General features: G+C 37.0%; 14 protein-coding genes. 9 read left to right on the forward strand and 5 right to left on the reverse strand.

Annotated elements, in window-relative coordinates:
• Nucleotides 1-62 precede the first annotated feature (62 nt).
• The 6 genes from ACFIMG_RS03485 to ACFIMG_RS03510 all read left to right on the forward strand — a co-directional run bounded on the left by ACFIMG_RS03485 (nt 63) and on the right by ACFIMG_RS03510 (nt 4,668).
• A complete protein-coding gene (locus ACFIMG_RS03485; protein WP_375678549.1) occupies nt 63-1,307 on the forward strand; it encodes a murein hydrolase activator EnvC family protein in 1,245 nt (414 codons plus the stop codon).
• Entirely contained in the window at nt 1,297-2,607 is a 1,311-nt protein-coding gene (locus tag ACFIMG_RS03490) for a S41 family peptidase (RefSeq protein WP_273790634.1), read from the forward strand. The genes ACFIMG_RS03485 and ACFIMG_RS03490 overlap by 11 nt, the downstream gene beginning before the upstream one ends.
• Before the next feature lie 39 nt (nt 2,608-2,646).
• Nucleotides 2,647-3,174 (forward strand): RNA pyrophosphohydrolase, encoded by a 528-nt coding sequence (locus ACFIMG_RS03495; RefSeq protein WP_375678539.1) that lies wholly within the window; start codon nt 2,647-2,649, stop codon nt 3,172-3,174.
• 99 nt (nt 3,175-3,273) lie between these two features.
• Complete coding sequence (locus ACFIMG_RS03500; RefSeq protein WP_273790632.1) at nt 3,274-3,834, forward strand: invasion associated locus B family protein; 561 nt, start codon at nt 3,274-3,276, stop codon at nt 3,832-3,834.
• Between the two features lie 203 nt (nt 3,835-4,037).
• The gene (locus tag ACFIMG_RS03505) at nt 4,038-4,331 is read left to right on the forward strand and encodes a YggT family protein (RefSeq protein WP_375678538.1); all 294 of its coding nucleotides are present in this window, start codon (nt 4,038-4,040) and stop codon (nt 4,329-4,331) included.
• Between the two features lie 22 nt (nt 4,332-4,353).
• The gene (locus ACFIMG_RS03510; protein WP_375611858.1) at nt 4,354-4,668 is read left to right on the forward strand and encodes a DUF167 domain-containing protein; all 315 of its coding nucleotides are present in this window, start codon (nt 4,354-4,356) and stop codon (nt 4,666-4,668) included.
• 50 nt (nt 4,669-4,718) lie between these two features.
• On the opposite strand, the gene ppa is transcribed toward ACFIMG_RS03510, so the two are convergent.
• From ppa to mgtE, 3 genes are all read right to left on the reverse strand, one after another.
• Entirely contained in the window at nt 4,719-5,249 is a 531-nt protein-coding gene (gene ppa / locus ACFIMG_RS03515; protein WP_375613276.1) for an inorganic diphosphatase, read from the reverse strand.
• 68 nt (nt 5,250-5,317) lie between these two features.
• Nucleotides 5,318-7,144, reverse strand: coding sequence for a translational GTPase TypA (gene typA, locus ACFIMG_RS03520; RefSeq protein WP_375613277.1), 1,827 nt, complete (start codon nt 7,142-7,144; stop codon nt 5,318-5,320).
• A gap of 1,259 nt (nt 7,145-8,403) precedes the next feature.
• On the reverse strand, nt 8,404-9,780 hold the full coding sequence (gene mgtE, locus ACFIMG_RS03525; protein ID WP_375611855.1) for a magnesium transporter: 1,377 nt from the start codon (nt 9,778-9,780) through the stop codon (nt 8,404-8,406).
• Nucleotides 9,781-10,328: 548 nt separating this feature from the next.
• Between mgtE and ACFIMG_RS03530 the strand changes: the two genes are divergently transcribed.
• The gene (locus tag ACFIMG_RS03530; protein WP_375678537.1) at nt 10,329-12,353 is read left to right on the forward strand and encodes a M3 family metallopeptidase; all 2,025 of its coding nucleotides are present in this window, start codon (nt 10,329-10,331) and stop codon (nt 12,351-12,353) included.
• 89 nt (nt 12,354-12,442) lie between these two features.
• On the opposite strand, the gene ACFIMG_RS03535 is transcribed toward ACFIMG_RS03530, so the two are convergent.
• Together ACFIMG_RS03535 and ACFIMG_RS03540 are read right to left on the reverse strand one after the other, a co-directional pair.
• A complete protein-coding gene (locus tag ACFIMG_RS03535; protein ID WP_375678536.1) occupies nt 12,443-13,519 on the reverse strand; it encodes an SGNH family hydrolase in 1,077 nt (358 codons plus the stop codon).
• A 14-nt stretch (nt 13,520-13,533) separates the two neighbouring features.
• Nucleotides 13,534-14,790 carry a lytic murein transglycosylase gene (locus tag ACFIMG_RS03540; protein WP_375678535.1) on the reverse strand — a complete coding sequence of 419 codons (1,257 nt, stop codon included), beginning with the start codon at nt 14,788-14,790 and terminating at the stop codon, nt 13,534-13,536.
• 265 nt (nt 14,791-15,055) lie between these two features.
• Between ACFIMG_RS03540 and ACFIMG_RS03545 the strand changes: the two genes are divergently transcribed.
• Nucleotides 15,056-15,946, forward strand: a complete 891-nt coding sequence (locus tag ACFIMG_RS03545; protein WP_375613281.1) for a UTP--glucose-1-phosphate uridylyltransferase — start codon at nt 15,056-15,058, stop codon at nt 15,944-15,946.
• 39 nt (nt 15,947-15,985) lie between these two features.
• Nucleotides 15,986-16,978: an SIS domain-containing protein gene (locus tag ACFIMG_RS03550; protein WP_375678534.1), complete on the forward strand. Its 993-nt coding sequence runs from the start codon at nt 15,986-15,988 to the stop codon at nt 16,976-16,978.
• Nucleotides 16,979-17,084 lie beyond the last annotated feature (106 nt).

Here is a 17,084-nt window from a genome sequence, read left to right on the forward strand (position 1 = left end):
TCTCTAATGTATACGATGAGGTGTCATGGTTTTTGCAAATGAAAAAGCTTCTTCATAGAAAGATGCTATATTTATATGAGGAGTGCGTCATATTTGTCATTCTGCTCTTGAGTATATTTTTTTGCTTTTCTGTATCGCATGCGGAAGATACAATGAGGAGTACGGAAGTCCATAAAGAATTAGGAGAAATTCGCCAAAATATTTCACTTTCGCGTGAGCGTGTTGCTTTTCTTATGCATCAAGTTGAGCATTTAAAAAAAGATCAACGTGTTTTGAGTGATGCACTCATAAAGGCGGCTAAAGAAGAACGTATAGTAGCAGATGATATTGCTAAAAGGGAAGAAAAGCTTAAAAAAATGATAGAAAAGCGGGTACAAGTCTATCAAAGTTTAAAAAATCGTCGTGCTGAATTTGCGGAAGTTCTTGCAATTTTGGAGCGTATGGGATTGAATCCGCCTCCTGCTCTTATGATACAGCCAGAGGACGCGTTGGCTTCTATACGTAGTTCTGTTTTATTAGGTACCGTTATTCCTCAGATGCAAGAGAAAACACGAGATTTAACAGAAAAACTCAAGGAGTTGACCAATTTGAGTAATTCCATTACTACGGAATATAAGGCATTAAAGACAAAGCTGCAAAATCAAGCAGAGCAGCAAAAACGTCTAGAGCTTTTATTAGACCAAAAAAACAAACTACAAAAAAAATCAGAAAAAGAACTTACAGAACAGCAACAAAAAAATATTGCTCTTGCTAAAAAAGCGCAGTCTTTAGAAGAATTGATTTTAGAGCTCGACCGTCAGTCAAAACTTAGCTCTGATGCATCAGTACAGGTACGGAAAAGTTTGCAATTGTTAGAACAGTCCAATTTTGAAAGCCGAAAAGGTTCTTTACTTTTTCCTGTTTCAGGAAAAAGAATACATCACTCTAACAAAAGTTCGCAGATTACGCGCTTTGGTGAAACGATAGAAACAGAGTCAGGAGCTGTTGTTATATCACCTGTGGATGCTTTTGTTGCTTTTGCTGGGCCATTTCGTTCTTACGGACATTTAATCATTCTCAATGTTGGAAATGGTTATCATATCATTCTTACTGGAATGTCGAGAATTAATGTAAAACAGGGGCAGTTTGTTCTTTCAGGTGAGCCTCTGGGTATAATGGAAATGCAATTTATTTCAAACAGTGTTGCATTGGATATAGGAAAAACTTCTCCAATGCTTTACATTGAGTTTAGAAAGCAGGGAAAACCTGTAAATCCAACTCCTTGGTGGCAGACTGAAAAAATAAGAAGGAGCCAAAATGATTCGTAAAGTTATTCTTTTGGTCGCTGGGGTATTGCTCGGCGCCTGTTCAATGATTATGGTGCAGTCTGTTGCTGCGAATAATGAAGATAATGCATATAAAAAGCTAGCTATATTTGGCGATGTTTTTGAGCGTGTGCGTATGCAATACGTTACAGTTCCAGATGATAAAAAGCTTATTGAAAATGCTATCAATGGCATGCTCACATCACTGGACCCTCATTCATCTTATTTGAATGCTGAAGAAGCCAAGGATATGCGGGATTCTACGAAAGGAGAGTTCGGAGGTCTTGGTATTGAGGTCACTATGGAAAAAAACTTAATTAAAGTTGTTTCACCAATGGATGATACTCCCGCTTCAAAAGCAGGTATTCTAGCAGGAGACCTTATTTCAAAAATTGATGATGTACAAACGAATGGTCAAACATTGAATGAAGCTGTTAATAAGATGCGAGGTGCTCCTGGAACACCAATTACCTTAACAATTATTCGTTCTGGCGTTGATAAGCCATTTGAAGTGAAGATTGTTCGTGATATTATCAAAGTAAAAGCGGTGAAATATCGGGTTGAAGGTGATATTGGATATTTAAGAGTTATCCAGTTTTCTGAACAGACATTAAATAATCTTCTAGCGGCAATTAAAGATATCCAATCTAAAATTCCTGAAGATAAGCTAAAAGGTTATGTCCTTGATTTGCGGCTTAATCCGGGTGGGCTTTTAGATCAAGCTGTTAATGTTTCGAGTGCTTTTCTCAATAAAGGTGAAATTGTGTCGACTCGTGGGCGCAAAAAGAGTGATGTGACAAGATTTGATGCGAAGCCAGGTGATGTCATTAATGGAAAACCGCTCATTGTTCTTATTAATGGTGGTTCAGCAAGTGCTTCTGAAATTGTTGCGGGTGCATTGCAAGATCATCGTCGTGCAACAATTTTAGGGACGCAGTCTTTTGGTAAAGGATCTGTTCAAACAATTATTCCTTTGGGTGAAAATGGGGCTTTACGCTTAACAACAGCACTTTATTACACGCCATCAGGCACTTCTATTCAAGGAACAGGGATCACACCTGATATTATTGTAGAGCAACCACTCCCTGAAAAATATAAAGGTTATGATGTAAAAGTTGGTGAGTCTGCATTAAAAGGACATATCAAAGGAAAACGAGAGAGTAATAAAGGATCTGGTTCAGCTGCTTTTGTTCCCAAAGACCCTAAAGATGATATTCAATTGAATGAGGCCTATAAACTGTTACGAGGTGAAATGGCAAATGCAGCATTTCCACCAGATCCCAATAAGGATGTGTTAAAGTGAGAATTGATATCTATAGCTTGCGATTTTGAGGAATATTAAATGGATGCAGATATTAATTTGAAGATTCTTCCATATCGCAAATGTGTTGGGATTGTTGTCTTTAATCATGAGGGGAAAGTGTGGGTTGGGCGTCGTTTAATGATGCCCATTCATGCAGATGCAGATATTGACATATCTCATCGTTGGCAGCTTCCTCAAGGAGGGATTGATGAAGATGAAAAACCATTAGATGCAGCATATCGTGAACTTTATGAAGAAACGGGTATTCGATCTGTAAAGTTGATTAAAGAAGCACAAAATTGGTTCCATTATGATTTTCCACAAGAACTTATTGGGTGCACATTAACAAATAAATATCGTGGGCAAATACAAAAATGGTTTGCTTTCCAGTTTACAGGAAAGCTTTCTGAAATTGCGATTAATCCGCCACCAGATGGCAATAAAGCGGAATTCGATCAATGGAAATGGATTGATCTAGAAATCCTTCCGTTGATTGCTGTTTCTTTTAAAAAGCACGTTTATACGAAAGTTGTCAGCGAATTTCGAGGTAGCCTTAGACCATTATAAAAGCTATATGATTATGAGAAAGCTTTTTTTATTAAGATGCTTTATATTATAATAAATAATAAACATGTTTATCTTTTATGTAAAGAACAGGAATATAAAATGAAAAAGTTATTTAATTTACTTATAGTTTTTACTCTCTTGAGTATTTCATCTGTTGCATTTGCAACAAGTTCAAAGCCTCCTGCATCAAAAGATGCGGCAGCGACATTGCCAAATGGAGCTTCTTCTTTGACTGAAACCTACGGTTTGTGGACTATTAACTGTGGTATACAAGAAGGGAAAAGAATTTGTTTTATGCACCGTCAAGAAGTAAATGAGCAGGGGCGTGTTGTTGTGGCTATGGGCCTTACTCTCGATGCTGAGGGTGTTGTATCTGGTAATTTAACAGTTCCTTTTGGCATTTTGGTTTCTAAACCTGTTCGTTTACAAGTTGATGAGGGAAAAGCTGTTATCGAAACTGGTATCCGGACTTGTGTACCAGCAGGTTGTGTGGTTCCTGTCGTTTTTGACAAAAATCACGTAGCAGCTTTACGTTCTGGAAAACAGTTAAAGTTGGCGATGACAATTGCTGCTGCAGGTGAACCAGCTTTGAATGATTTATTTGTTCAGCTAGATGGTTTTAGCAGTGCTCTTAATCGTTTGACTGCTTTGCAGAAATAATTTTAAAACTAAAAGCGGCCTTTAAAAGGCCGTTTTTAGTTTGTTTGTTTTTTATAATTAATAATTAAAACGATGAGATTTAAGATTAATCCTATAAGGGATATTCAGATTTTTTGCCGTTTCTTCTATTTTATGTGCTATTTTTAATTTTGATATTTGTTTTCTATACGCTCTTCTGTTTCCTTGATTGAAAGGGATGACGCATGATTTATGCATTGCTTCGAACGATTGATTTGATTTTTGAGATTTATATTGATATTTTAATCGCGAGTGTCATTTTTTCTTGGCTTTATGTCTTTAATATCATAAATTCGCGCAATCGCTTTGTTGTTTTGATAGGAAGCTTTCTATATCGTCTTACAAATCCCGTTCTAAGCCGTATCCGGCAAATTTTACCAAATTTTGGAACGATTGATATTTCACCTGTTGTAGTCTTCATTATTATTTATTTTATTCGTACTTTTATGTGGCGCGTTTACGCAAACATGTATGTATAGAAATATTACTTGAGGCGAATACATGTTTTATCAAGTTGATAAAAATAACTTGATTTTGTTTGTATATCTCATTCCAAAATCATCTGTTGACAAAATAATAGGGGTTGAATGTAGGGATGGTGAAAAACAATATCTGGTTATACGCCTTCGTGCTGTTCCTGAAGATGGAAAAGCGAATAAAGCTCTCATTAAATTTCTTGCGAAGCAGTGGAGAATCCCATCTTCTTCTATTTCTCTGAAAAACGGTGCAATATCTCGCTACAAACAACTTTACTTTTCAACACATTTAGAAGAGCTAAAACAGATATGGCAATCCTTTAGAGATTACATCTCGTAGAAAAAATAAATAACAAAGCCTATTTTTATAGGCTTTATTTTATTAAATCGTTATATTTTGTTATTGCGCTCAACAGCTTGCTTAATTAATTCATGAGCAAAGTTTTTATCACGCCATCCTTCAATTTTAGCCCATTTTCCAGGTTCCAGATCTTTGTAATGCTTGAAGAAATGTTCAATTTGTTTGAGTGTAATCTCGGGCAGGTCTGTATAGTCATGAATATTGATATAGCGTTTTGTTAATTTTGTAGTGGGAATGGCAATAATTTTTTCATCTTTACCACCATCATCTTCCATCATTAGAGCTCCGATGGGGCGAACATTGATAACACAACCAGGCATAAGTGGACGGGTATTACAGATAAGGACATCAATAGGATCACCATCATCTGAAAGCGTATGAGGGACAAAACCGTAATTTCCAGGATAAACCATTGATGTATGAAGAAAACGGTCAACAAATAATGCACCAGACTTTTTATCCATCTCATATTTTATTGGCTGCCCACCAAGGGAGACTTCCACAATAACGTTAATATCTTCTGGTGGATTTTTGCCTACGGGTATTTCCTTAATATTCATAGAGACATCCTTTCTGGAATATAGTGAGGCTCAATACAATTAAATATTTTACCAAAGAGATTATGAAATTAATTTGAAATTGATGCACGTGTTTTTTCAAAACGTTTACGTTCATTAGGATCAAGATAGAGCTTGCGGAGACGAATATTTTTAGGGGTTACCTCTACAAGCTCATCATCTTGTATCCACGATAAGGCGCGTTCTAACGTCATTTTAATGGGAGGCGTTAACTTTACGGCCTCATCTTTTCCAGAAGCGCGCATATTGGTGAGTTTTTTCCCTTTTAACACATTAACTTCTAAGTCATTATCTCGTGAGTGGATGCCAATAATCATACCTTGATAGACTTTCACACCCGCATCGATGATCATAGGTCCACGATCTTCAAGATTAAAAAGAGCATAAGCGACAGATTCACCGTTGTCATTTGAAATCATAACACCATTAACACGACCAGCAATGTCTCCTTTATAAGGTTCATAAGCATGGAAAAGGCGATTCATAATTGCTGTACCACGTGTGTCCGTTAAAAGTTCAGATTGATAACCAATGAGTCCTCGGGTTGGGGCATAAAAGACAAGGCGGACACGATTACCTCCAGAAGGACGTAACTCCACCATTTCGCCTTTACGTTCAGACATTTTTTGTACAACAATACCGGAATATTCTTCATCAACATCGATAACAACTTCTTCGATTGGCTCAAGAGTTATTCCATTTTCATCTTTTTGCATAACAACACGTGGGCGTGAAACACTAAGTTCAAATCCTTCACGGCGCATATTTTCAATGAGAACTGCAAGCTGTAATTCTCCTCGTCCTGAAACGTAGAAAGAATCTTTATCGGCTGATTCTTCAATTTTAAGAGCGACATTGCCTTCTGCTTCTTTTAACAATCGGTCACGAATGACACGGCTTGTTACTTTATCGCCTTCAGTTCCAGCAAGGGGACTATCGTTGACGAGAAAACTCATAGTAACAGTAGGAGGATCAATTGGTTGGGCAGTAAGGGGTTCATTGACAGTAGGATCACAGAAAGTATCAGCTACGGTACCTTTTTGCAGACCTGCAATCGCAACAATATCACCAGCACTTCCTTCTTCAATAGGTTGCCGTTCTAAGCCACGAAACGCTAAAATTTTTGAAATACGCCCAGTTTCTAAAAGTTTTCCATCTTGTCCAAGAACCTTGACATTTTGATTGGGTTTTAAAGAGCCAGAATGAATCCGTCCTGTAATAATTCGTCCCAAAAACGGATCCGCTTCAAGAATAGTTCCAATCATGCGAAACGGTCCTTCTGCTACACTAGGAGAAGGGACATGCTGCGTCACAAGATCAAATAAAGGACCTAATCCCTGATCTTTTGGTCCTTCAGGGGCTTCAGCCATCCATCCATCGCGTCCAGATCCATAAAGAATAGGAAAATCAAGCTGTTCATCGGTTGCGTCAAGAGCAGCGAAAAGGTCAAAAACCTCATTAATGACTTCATCAACGCGTGCATCCGGTCGGTCAATTTTATTAATAGCAACAATAGGGCGCAATCCTACTTTCAATGCTTTGCCAACGACAAATTTTGTTTGTGGCATTGGTCCTTCAGCAGCATCAACAAGTACAATGGCTCCATCAACCATATTGAGGATGCGTTCAACTTCTCCACCAAAGTCAGCGTGTCCTGGTGTATCAACAATATTAATTCGAGTATCTTTCCAAACAACAGATGTCACTTTCGCTAGGATTGTAATTCCGCGTTCTTTCTCAATATCGTTTGAATCCATCATACGTTCGCTTGTACGCTGATTATCACGGAAGTTTCCTGATTGCTTGAGAAGCCCGTCTACAAGCGTTGTTTTCCCATGGTCAACGTGGGCAATGATGGCAATGTTACGCAATTGCATAAATTTTCTTCTTTTCGTTTAATGAAATTTCATTTGAGGTAAAGTCTTTACATTCTTTGCCTGACTATTAGAAAACCTTTTACATGTTTTTTTATAATTTTGGAAGATGGAGGCAATATTTTTATGGCAAAACTATTTATCCAAGTCTTTAAGGCTCTATTGAGCTTCAATTTCTGAAGCTTCGTAAAAGTTTTTATAGTACGTATGTTCTATTCTCGAGCTAAGAATTATCCAAAAAATCACCGTCAACTTGATTTTTATCAATATGACACAAGGAGTTTATATGAGCTCTTGTAAGAGTAAGTATAAAGCTAGCCATATTATTGTTGTTGTTTTGCAAAGAGATTAATAAAAATCCGGAATATCTCTCAATCCATAGCCAATTTATTGACAGTTTTACAATATTTTTATTCTAAATAAAGCTTTTTCTTATTCCATAACTTGTCAATCAAAATCCAGATCTAATGCAACCGTGTATTTGAGGTAAATATTGAGACGATTAAGAATTTTATAAGAAGTTCTAGCTTTTGTATGCCAGATTAGGGCAAGAGTTATATCTGTTTGATTTATTTATGAACTCGGCATACAGTCTTATTTAGAAAGAATATGAAGGCATCCAAAGAAAATTCCCATCTTTGCTGTTAATCCAATTTATAATTTCAAAAGCATCTAAAGTAATATCTTTTAAACCATGGAGATAGTGCATTGCCTTACTTTTGTTAATTGCACTCTCTAATAGGAGTATGCTTTTCATGCCAAACAGAACACTTTAAACAGCATATACTTTTTGTTGCATATTCATGTACTTAAGAGAGATTGCTTAACGTACCTACATCCATTCCATGATAGGGCTCATAAATGATATAATATACGCGAATAGTATACTATTAACGCCTTTGTGAAGAAATATAAAGCCTGTTGAGTATCATCATTATTATTCTTTCTCAGCTGTCAATATTGCGCCAGTTTTTGATACGAGAGAGAGAGGATATAAGAAGTATTTTATTTTTTCTTGAATAGTTTTTAGCCATACACCGATCTCGTTTGTGTCTGGCAAGAAGATGACTTTAATCGATTTAATATGAGAAGCTTTATGATGAGGTAAGATTACGTTATTCGGAGCTGTTATTCAAAAAAATAATAAATTATCTATAGAGCAGTGCGCTAGAAAATAAATAATAAAGCTTATTCTCTTATGGAAAGAATCTTAGGTTACATGACAAGATTTTTCCATAAGTAAGAGTTTTTACTTTACATGTTTAAAGAAGAGTTCCTGACAAAATGAGAGAAGCTACAGAAAAATAGATTATAATGCCCATGACATCTACTAAAGTTGCCACAAAAGGAGCAGAAGCACTTGCTGGATCAAATTTTAAACCTTTAAGAATAAAAGGCAACATAGATCCAGAAAGAGAACCAAAGGTAACGATTCCAACTAAAGCTGTACCCACTGTTGTCGAAATAGCAATCCAATGTTGGCCATAGTCGTAGATACCCAGTTTTTGCCAAAGAGCAATGCGCGTAACACCAATAATTCCTAGTAAGAGACCAAGGGATAGTCCTGTTGGAATTTCACGAATGATCACTTTCCACCAGTCTTTCAACGTGAGTTCACGTAAAGCCAATGCACGGATAATAAGGGATGTAGCCTGTGAGCCGGAATTTCCTCCTGAGCTCATAATGAGAGGTATGAACAGTGTAAGAATAATCGCTTTTTCGAGTTCTGTTTCGAAATGTTGCATAGCGCTTGCTGTCAGCATTTCACCGATAAAGAGTAAAGCGAGCCAGCCTCCGCGTTTTTTCATCATTTCAGGAAACTTAATTTGCATATAGGGCTTATTAAGTGCTTCCATACCCCCAAATTTATAGGCATCTTCATTCATTTCATCGACCATAGTATCAAGCACGTCATCAACGGTTACAATGCCAATGACATGGTTACTTTCGTCAACTACAGGCACAGAGAGAAGATCATGGCGCTGGAAAAGGCGTGCGATATCTTCATGATGTGTGAAAGGTGATATTGTAATGGGCGAGTCATGGGTAGGGACATTAAGAATTTGTTCATCAGGTGAGGCAAGAATAAGGTTACGCAGGGAAACAGCTTTGAGAAGAGTACCTGTTTTGGGGTCAATTACATAGCTGGTATAAACTGTTTCACGTGTTCGCTCGACCTCACGAATGTGATCCAAAGTTTTTTGTATGGTCCAGTTTGAAGGAACGGCTATAAACTCTGTTGTCATCAGTGCTCCTGCTGTATGATCAGGATAACTGGTGAGTTTTTTAAGTTCAGCGCGCGTTAAGGGGTTAAGCAAGGCATAAAGTCGTGTGCGGGTTTCCTTATCCATTTCTTGAAAGACGTCTGCAGCAGCATCGGCAGACATGCCATCAAGAATTTCAACAGCACGATTTATAGGGAGAAGTTCTAGGATGGCAGCAGGTTGCTCAAGCTCTGGTTTATCAAAAAGTTCGATAACATAATCAAGAGGCAGAAGACTAAGAATAGTTACACGTTCCATGATATCGAGGTCATTGATGATATCAATAGAGTCTGCAAAATGCTGGTTCTTTAACTTTTCAGCGAGAGCTTCAGGAGAAAATTTTTTGAAGTCGAAGGCCGTTTTGATTTCAGTCATGATAAAGTACCTCCTGAAGAGTTGGAGAGTTGTAAATCTAGATAATAGATGAGATAAAAACAAAAGTTTATGGAAGATTTAAAAAAACTCCCCAGCTATATTCCCAATTGTTAATATTTGAAGTAAAGTCAAGGGTAAATTATAAGTTATAAACAAGTTTCTGAATCACTAAAACGAGAATACAGCTTAATTTGAGGATAATATAAAAACGTAAATGTAAAAATCAGTTCTGATTTTACCATCATTTCTTTAATGTAGTTTGCGATTTTCAAAAGAATCTAAAGCAATATTTTATAAAGAGTGGAGATTATGCTTTTCTCCAAGTGTTTTTGTTAATATGCAATTCTATTGTGATGTGCGAGCGAATAATCTTTATTGCTTCAATATAATATGGTTTGAATGAAAGAACTTTACGATTTTCAGGTTTTTTATTCAATAGCGTTTTGAAAGGTAGTTTTGAAACTCACGAAATAGTTTTAGTATGTTATCAATTTGTGTCGTAAAGATAATTGTTACAGTTTAAATTTATAATGGAGACATAAAGTATTATGACAAAAGCAGCAGTGCTGGACTGGAAGGGATTTTCAGGTCTTCCTGATTTTTCTTCTATAAGTGATGAAGATTTTAAACCCGCTTTTGAACAGGCATTTCAAGAAGCAGAAGAAGAACTAGAGGCAATTGCGATGGTGCAAGAACCACCAACGCTTGAGAATTTTTTGCAGCCTTTTGAGCTTTGCGGCAAAGCGCTTGATCGTGTCTGTTCAATATTTTTCTTACGCACCAGTGCTCATACGAATGTATTAATTCAACAGCTAGAGCAAGAGTTCGTTGTAAAACTTTCTCGTTATTCTTCAAAAATGATGATGGATGCGCGGATATTTGCGAAAATAGATATGCTTTATAAACAGTCGCAGTTGGGCACATTTGAGAGTGAAACAACACGTGTTCTTGAATTATGGTGGAAAAAGTTTGTTTGTCATGGGGCAAAACTCGATGAAAAAGCTAAGAAACGGCTTTTGGAAATTAATGAAAGACTTGCTTTTTTAAATGCTACTTTTGGACAAAATGTCTTAAATGATGAAGCTGAATGGATTCTGTTTTTAAAACAAACAGACTTATCTGGTTTACCGCAAGATCTCATTGCTTCAATGAAGGAAATTGCGTGTGAAAGAGGCAATGAAGAAGCGTATGCATTAACACTAGCACGTTCGATTGTTGAACCTTTTTTAAAATTCTCTGATCGTCGTGATTTGCGTGAGGTTGCATTCCAAGCTTGGGCTAAACGTGGTGAAAATAATAACAAGAATGATAATAAAACAATTATTGTAGAGATTGTTGCGCTTCGAGATGAGCAGGCTAAATTATTGGGATATAAATCTTTCGCAGATTTGAAGCTCGATAATACTATGGCTAAAAGTGTTGATTCCGTTATGGATTTGCTTATGCCTGTATGGAAGCGCGCAAGAGCGAAAGCTTCTACTGAGCAAATTGACTTACAAAATTTTGCCAACAATCAGGGCAGCAATGAATCTTTAGCTGCTTGGGATTGGCGTTATTATGCTGAAAAGCTTCGCACTGAAAAACTTTCTTTCGATAGCGCTGAGATTAAATATTATTTTCAGCTTGATCTTATGATTAAAGCGGCTTTTGGGGTAGCCGAAAAACTCTTTAGCATTACATTTGAAGAAAAAAACGCTGTTACACTTTGGCATCCTGATGCACGTTTGTGGGAAGTAAAAAAGTCTGATGGAAGTCTACTTGGGCATTTTATTGGTGATTATTTTGCACGTTCTTCAAAACGCTCCGGTGCGTGGATGAGTAGTTTGCAATCACAACATAAATTGGATGGCGGACAAAAGCCTATTATCTACAATGTTTGTAATTTTGCTAAACCACCTAAAGGGGAAGTTGCTCTTTTATCACTTGATGATGCACGTACGCTTTTCCACGAATTTGGACATGCATTGCATGGTTTGCTTTCTGATGTCACATGGCCATCTGTGTCGGGAACATCTGTTTCACGTGATTTTGTTGAGCTACCTTCTCAACTTTACGAACATTGGTTAACAGTACCAGAGATATTAAAATCTTATGCTATACATACAAAAACAGGCCATCCTATGCCACAAGAGTTGATAGATAAAGTCTTAGTAGCACAGACATTTAATGCAGGATTTTCTGCCGTTGAATTTATCTCATCAGCTTTAGTGGATATGGCTTTTCATCAAGGCGAAACAGTCACTGATCCAACAGTGTTTGAACGCCAAGAATTAGAAAAGCTGCAAATGCCTGATACAATTATTATGCGTCATCGTCCCCCACATTTTATGCACGTGTTTGCGGGAGATGGTTATGCATCTGGTTACTATTCTTATATGTGGTCGGAAGTCCTTGATGCTGATGCTTTTCAAGCTTTTGAAGAAACGGGAGATGTTTTTAATTCAGAGCTTGCTGATAAGTTGAAACGTTTTATTTACTCCGCTGGAGGAAGTCGTGATCCAGAGGAGCTTTATAAAGCTTTTCGGGGACGAATGCCTTTACCAGAGGCAATGATTAACAAACGTGGACTATAAGATATAACGGTATGGTTAACACCATGCCGTTTTCATATTATTCGCTTTTTGTTTATAGAGGAAAATAGATTTTGTATTTTAAATAGACATTATGGGAAAGAAAAATTATCAGCTCGATCTTTTTGATGCCCATTTGGTGGAAACCATGATTTTTTTATAAAACTTGACTTTCTTTTGCCTAAAAGGTGAGTGTTTTTTTGTGCCATATCATCGAGGCTCATTGGAGGCTGACGCATAATTTTACTCCGCTCTTGATTCTCTGATTCTTGTATAAGTTTTTGAATAACTTGATCGGTTGAGTAAGAATTTTCATGAGAAAAGGCATAAAAATTTGAAATATTTTTCAATGGTTTTTCTAAATAAGAGGCAAGTTTTTTCTTTCCTTCAGGGGTGAAATGCATGCCATTATTGGTGCGTAATTTGGTTATTTTTCCATTAATATCATAGCCTGAAAAAGAAAAATTTCCTTCTTCATCACTAAAGCCGCTCCAGATATCGAGAAAATACCCTCCTGCTGTTTCTGTTTCTTGTTTATAGAGCGCATTAAAAATTTTCATTTTTTGTGTCAAAAGGTCATTTCCAAAAGAAGGTTGACCTATCCATATCCATGATTTTCCAGAGGCGTGAAGACTTTCAGTAATTTCGATAATTCTTTGTTTGTAGATGCGTATCCATTCTGACTGATCTGTGTTAATCATGTTATGAGAGTCTGTGATGGGTTGATTATCATTTGCACCGATCATCATGATAATAACATCGGGGCTATTTTGATCAATGAGTTTAGAAATATTGCTTTGCCAAGAATAATAATCCGTTCGAACTAAGCCGGAAGCTGGCATTGTGTTGTTCATGATAACGATATCGCTATTATTTATAAAAAATTTCTTAAGTGCATCAGCAACAGCAGAAGCTGCAAAATCCCCTATGACAAGAATGCGCTTTGCATTCTCATTTTTTAGCTTTTGTATGTTTTTTTGTGTTACGATCTTTTTTTGCGGCTTGTCTATTTTTTGTTCTATAATTTGCGGTGGCTGCTGTGTCTGTTTGTTTTGTTGTGACAACCATTTGAAGAAGTTCGTTGCTTTACTTGGGGATGGCTGTAAGATCCCCACAATAGAAAGTGAAAACAGCAATAATGTCAAGTATATCAGGCGAGAAAGAGACAAAACCTTATTCTCCATTATTGTTTGCGAAGGAGAAAAAGCACTTGAGATGATGGATATCCATTTGCTTTTAGTCCGTGACGGAGTTGAAAAGCTTTAATTGCTTTGCGAGAAGCTGTTCCAATTTTTCCATCGACATTCCCTTTATAATAGCCCAGTGCACTTAAGCGAGATTGTAGTTCTTTACATTCTTGGAAAGTAAGAGGTTGAAAAGGTCTTTGCCAATCATTTACCAATCCAGGATGTCCAGCAATGCGATCAGCAAGAAGGCCAACAGCAAACGCATAACGATCTGCATTATTATAATGTTTCAGAACAAAGAAATTTTTTGTGACTAAAAATATAGGTCCTTTTGCTCCATCTGGATATTTTAATATTGCTTGTTCAGATGATGTAGGAAGAGGGTGCCCATTTGCGTGTTTTACACCTAATTTTTTCCATTGTTCAAAGGAATACCAGCCTTCAGGAAGGTTTTTCCCCTGCGGCACTTTTACCTCTACTCCCCAAATAAGATTAGGTTGCCAGCCATTTTTGTGGAGAAGGTTAGCAGCAGTAGCCAGAGCATCTGGAACAGAGTTCCAGATATCACGCCGTCCATCTTGGTCCATATCAACTGCATAGGCGAGATAACTGCTTGGAATAAATTGTGTATGCCCCAATGCACCGGCCCAAGATCCAGTGAGTTGAGAGCGTTTAATTTCGCCAATTTGTAGAATTTTCATAGCAGCAATCAGCTGTGTATATGCATATTTTGCACGTTTTTTATCAGCATAGGCTAAAGTTGCAAGAGAGCGAATGGTATCACGTATTACACTTTTATTAGCTAAAACCTTCCCATAGTTGCTTTCCATTGACCAAATAGCAAGCAGAATATTGCGATCAACACCAAAACGTTTTTCAATTTGAAGAAGCCATTTGTTCCATTTTTGAGTTTGGCGTCGTCCTTCCTCAATTGCAATATCATGGACACGATTATCGAAATAGTTCCATGAAGGAGCAACAAATTCCGGTTGGTATGCGGCGCTTTTTAGAACTTCTGGATCAATGGCATTAACACCTTTAAACGCCATATGAAACGTAGAGGGGGTAATATTGTGAGCAATAGCTATTTTTTTAAATTCTTTAATCCAGTGTTTAAATCCGCTATCAGCATATGAAAGGGGTGCAAAAAACATTAAAAAAGCAGAAAAAATAACGGCAGAGCCAGTGAAAAGAGTTCTCCAAGCTATTGACTTCTCTAAAAAAGAGAAAGTCTTCAATTCTGTTTTTTGCATTTTGAAATTCCCATTAATATTCAATTCATTAGATGTGCAATAACTTTATTTTGTATTTAGTTTAATCGATAATATGATCAAGAAGAGGAAAAAACTGAAATAAATAATACGTTTTAATCCCTTCAATAAATTCTCAGACTCTTTTTACATTTTTATTGCTCATTATAATGATAATCAAAACAATAAGATATCTTTTTTACCATTTCGTAAAAACATATGATAAATAAAACAAAAAAGTTATATGAATTCATTGAGGAGGGTGAGTGTGCGTAAAATCCGGAAAGCAGTATTCCCAGTAGCAGGTCTTGGTACGCGTTTTCTTCCTGCGACAAAAACGATTCCTAAAGAAATGCTAACAGTTGTTGATAAACCTGTTATTCAATATGTTATGGATGAGGCGAGGGAAGCTGGTATTGAGCATTTTATTTTTGTAACTGGACGTAACAAAGCCGTTATTGAGGATTATTTTGATGAGCAAGTTGAATTATATACGACACTTGCTGAATGTGGAAAGAAAGAAGATCTTGCACATTTATACCGTTTACAGCCATTACCAGGGTCAACTTCTTTCACTCGGCAACAACAACCTTTGGGATTAGGGCATGCTCTTTGGTGTGCACGTGAATTAGTTGCAGGGGAACCTTTTGCTTTGTTATTACCGGATATGTTGATACAAGCGAAAAAGGGCTGTCTTTCTGAAATGATGAGCCTTTATGAAAAGGTGGGTGGGGGAAATATTATAGCAGTTCAGGAATGCGATCCTAGAGAAACACATAAATATGGTATTGTTGGGAAAGGCAAACAGATTGCAAATGGTTTTGAAATCACAAAAATGGTAGAGAAACCAGCACAAGGTACAGCGCCATCAAATTTGTACATCAATGGACGTTATATTTTGCAGCCAGAAATTTTTAATATTCTTTCCACTCAAGAACGGGGAACAGGAAATGAAATTCAATTAACAGATGCTATGATACGGCTTTCAAATGAGCAAGATTTTTGGGGTTTGCAAGTAAAAGGGCGCACTTTTGATTGCGGTTCTAAAGCTGGTTTTATTGAAGCCAACGTTGCATTTTCTTTGGCACGCGCTGATATGCACAGCCACGTTTCTGCTTCATTGAAAAATTTACTAGAAACCATTAATGTCGAAAAGTGATATAGATCTCTTACTTAATTTTATTGATCGAATTTGATTATGACAATATCGTCTCCTCATAGGGCTTTGCAAGGTGCAGTAGCATCAGCGCTTAAAACACTTGCTAGTGAAAAGCAGGGGCTTGAAGCTCTTGAAAAAGCTCTTCTGGAAAGTCTTTCTTCTTCTTTTGAAGCGGCTGTTCAAACTATTAGAAATGCTCGTGGACATGTGGTTATTACTGGTCTTGGAAAAAGTGGTCATATAGGGACAAAAATTGCAGCAACCTTAGCCTCAACTGGAACACCTGCCTTTTTTGTTCACGCTGCAGAAGCCAACCATGGTGATCTTGGTATGATTGGCTCTGATGACGTTATTCTTGCTTTATCATGGTCTGGTGAAACTCAAGAGTTAAGTGGTATTATAAGTTATGCGGCGCGTTTTCGTATCCCCCTTATTGCGATGACATCAAGTAAGCACTCTGTGTTAGGACGACAAGCTGATATTGTACTATTATTACCAAAGATAGAAGAGGCTTGCCCCCATGGTTTAGCCCCTACAACTTCAACAATTATGCAATTGGCAATGGGAGATGCATTAGCGGTTTCTCTTTTAGAAATGCGTGGTTTTACCGCAACGGATTTCAAAATATATCATCCTGGTGGTTCTCTTGGTGCAAGCCTTAAATACGTGTGTGATATTATGCATGAGGGTGATAATATTCCTTTGGTTATGCAGGGAACAGCTATGACTGAAGCGATGAATGTTTTGGTGGAAAAACATTTTGGTTGTGTTGGTGTTGTGAATCAAGAAGGTGAACTAATCGGAATTGTAACTGATGGCGATCTTGCACGTAACATTCATTTTAATTTATCAAAATTTAATGTTGACGAGGTGATGACCAAAGCTCCTAAAGTTGTAAAGCCAAATACACTTGTTGGTGCAGCAACAGCTTTTATTAATGATCATCAGATTGGTGCATTTTTTGTGGTTGAAGATAAAAAACCGATAGGAATTGTTCATTTTCATGATCTTTTGCGCATTGGCGCTGCTTAGATTAAGCTTCCCTATCAAATAAAATGTTATTTTAGGTTGAAATAGATTGAATGATACAAAGTTACAATTTTATTGTGAGGTGGCTTTACTGATATTTTGTGGAAGA

Origin of the sequence: Bartonella sp. AP11XZML, assembly GCF_042196445.1 — a bacterium.
GTDB lineage: Bacteria > Pseudomonadota > Alphaproteobacteria > Rhizobiales > Rhizobiaceae > Bartonella.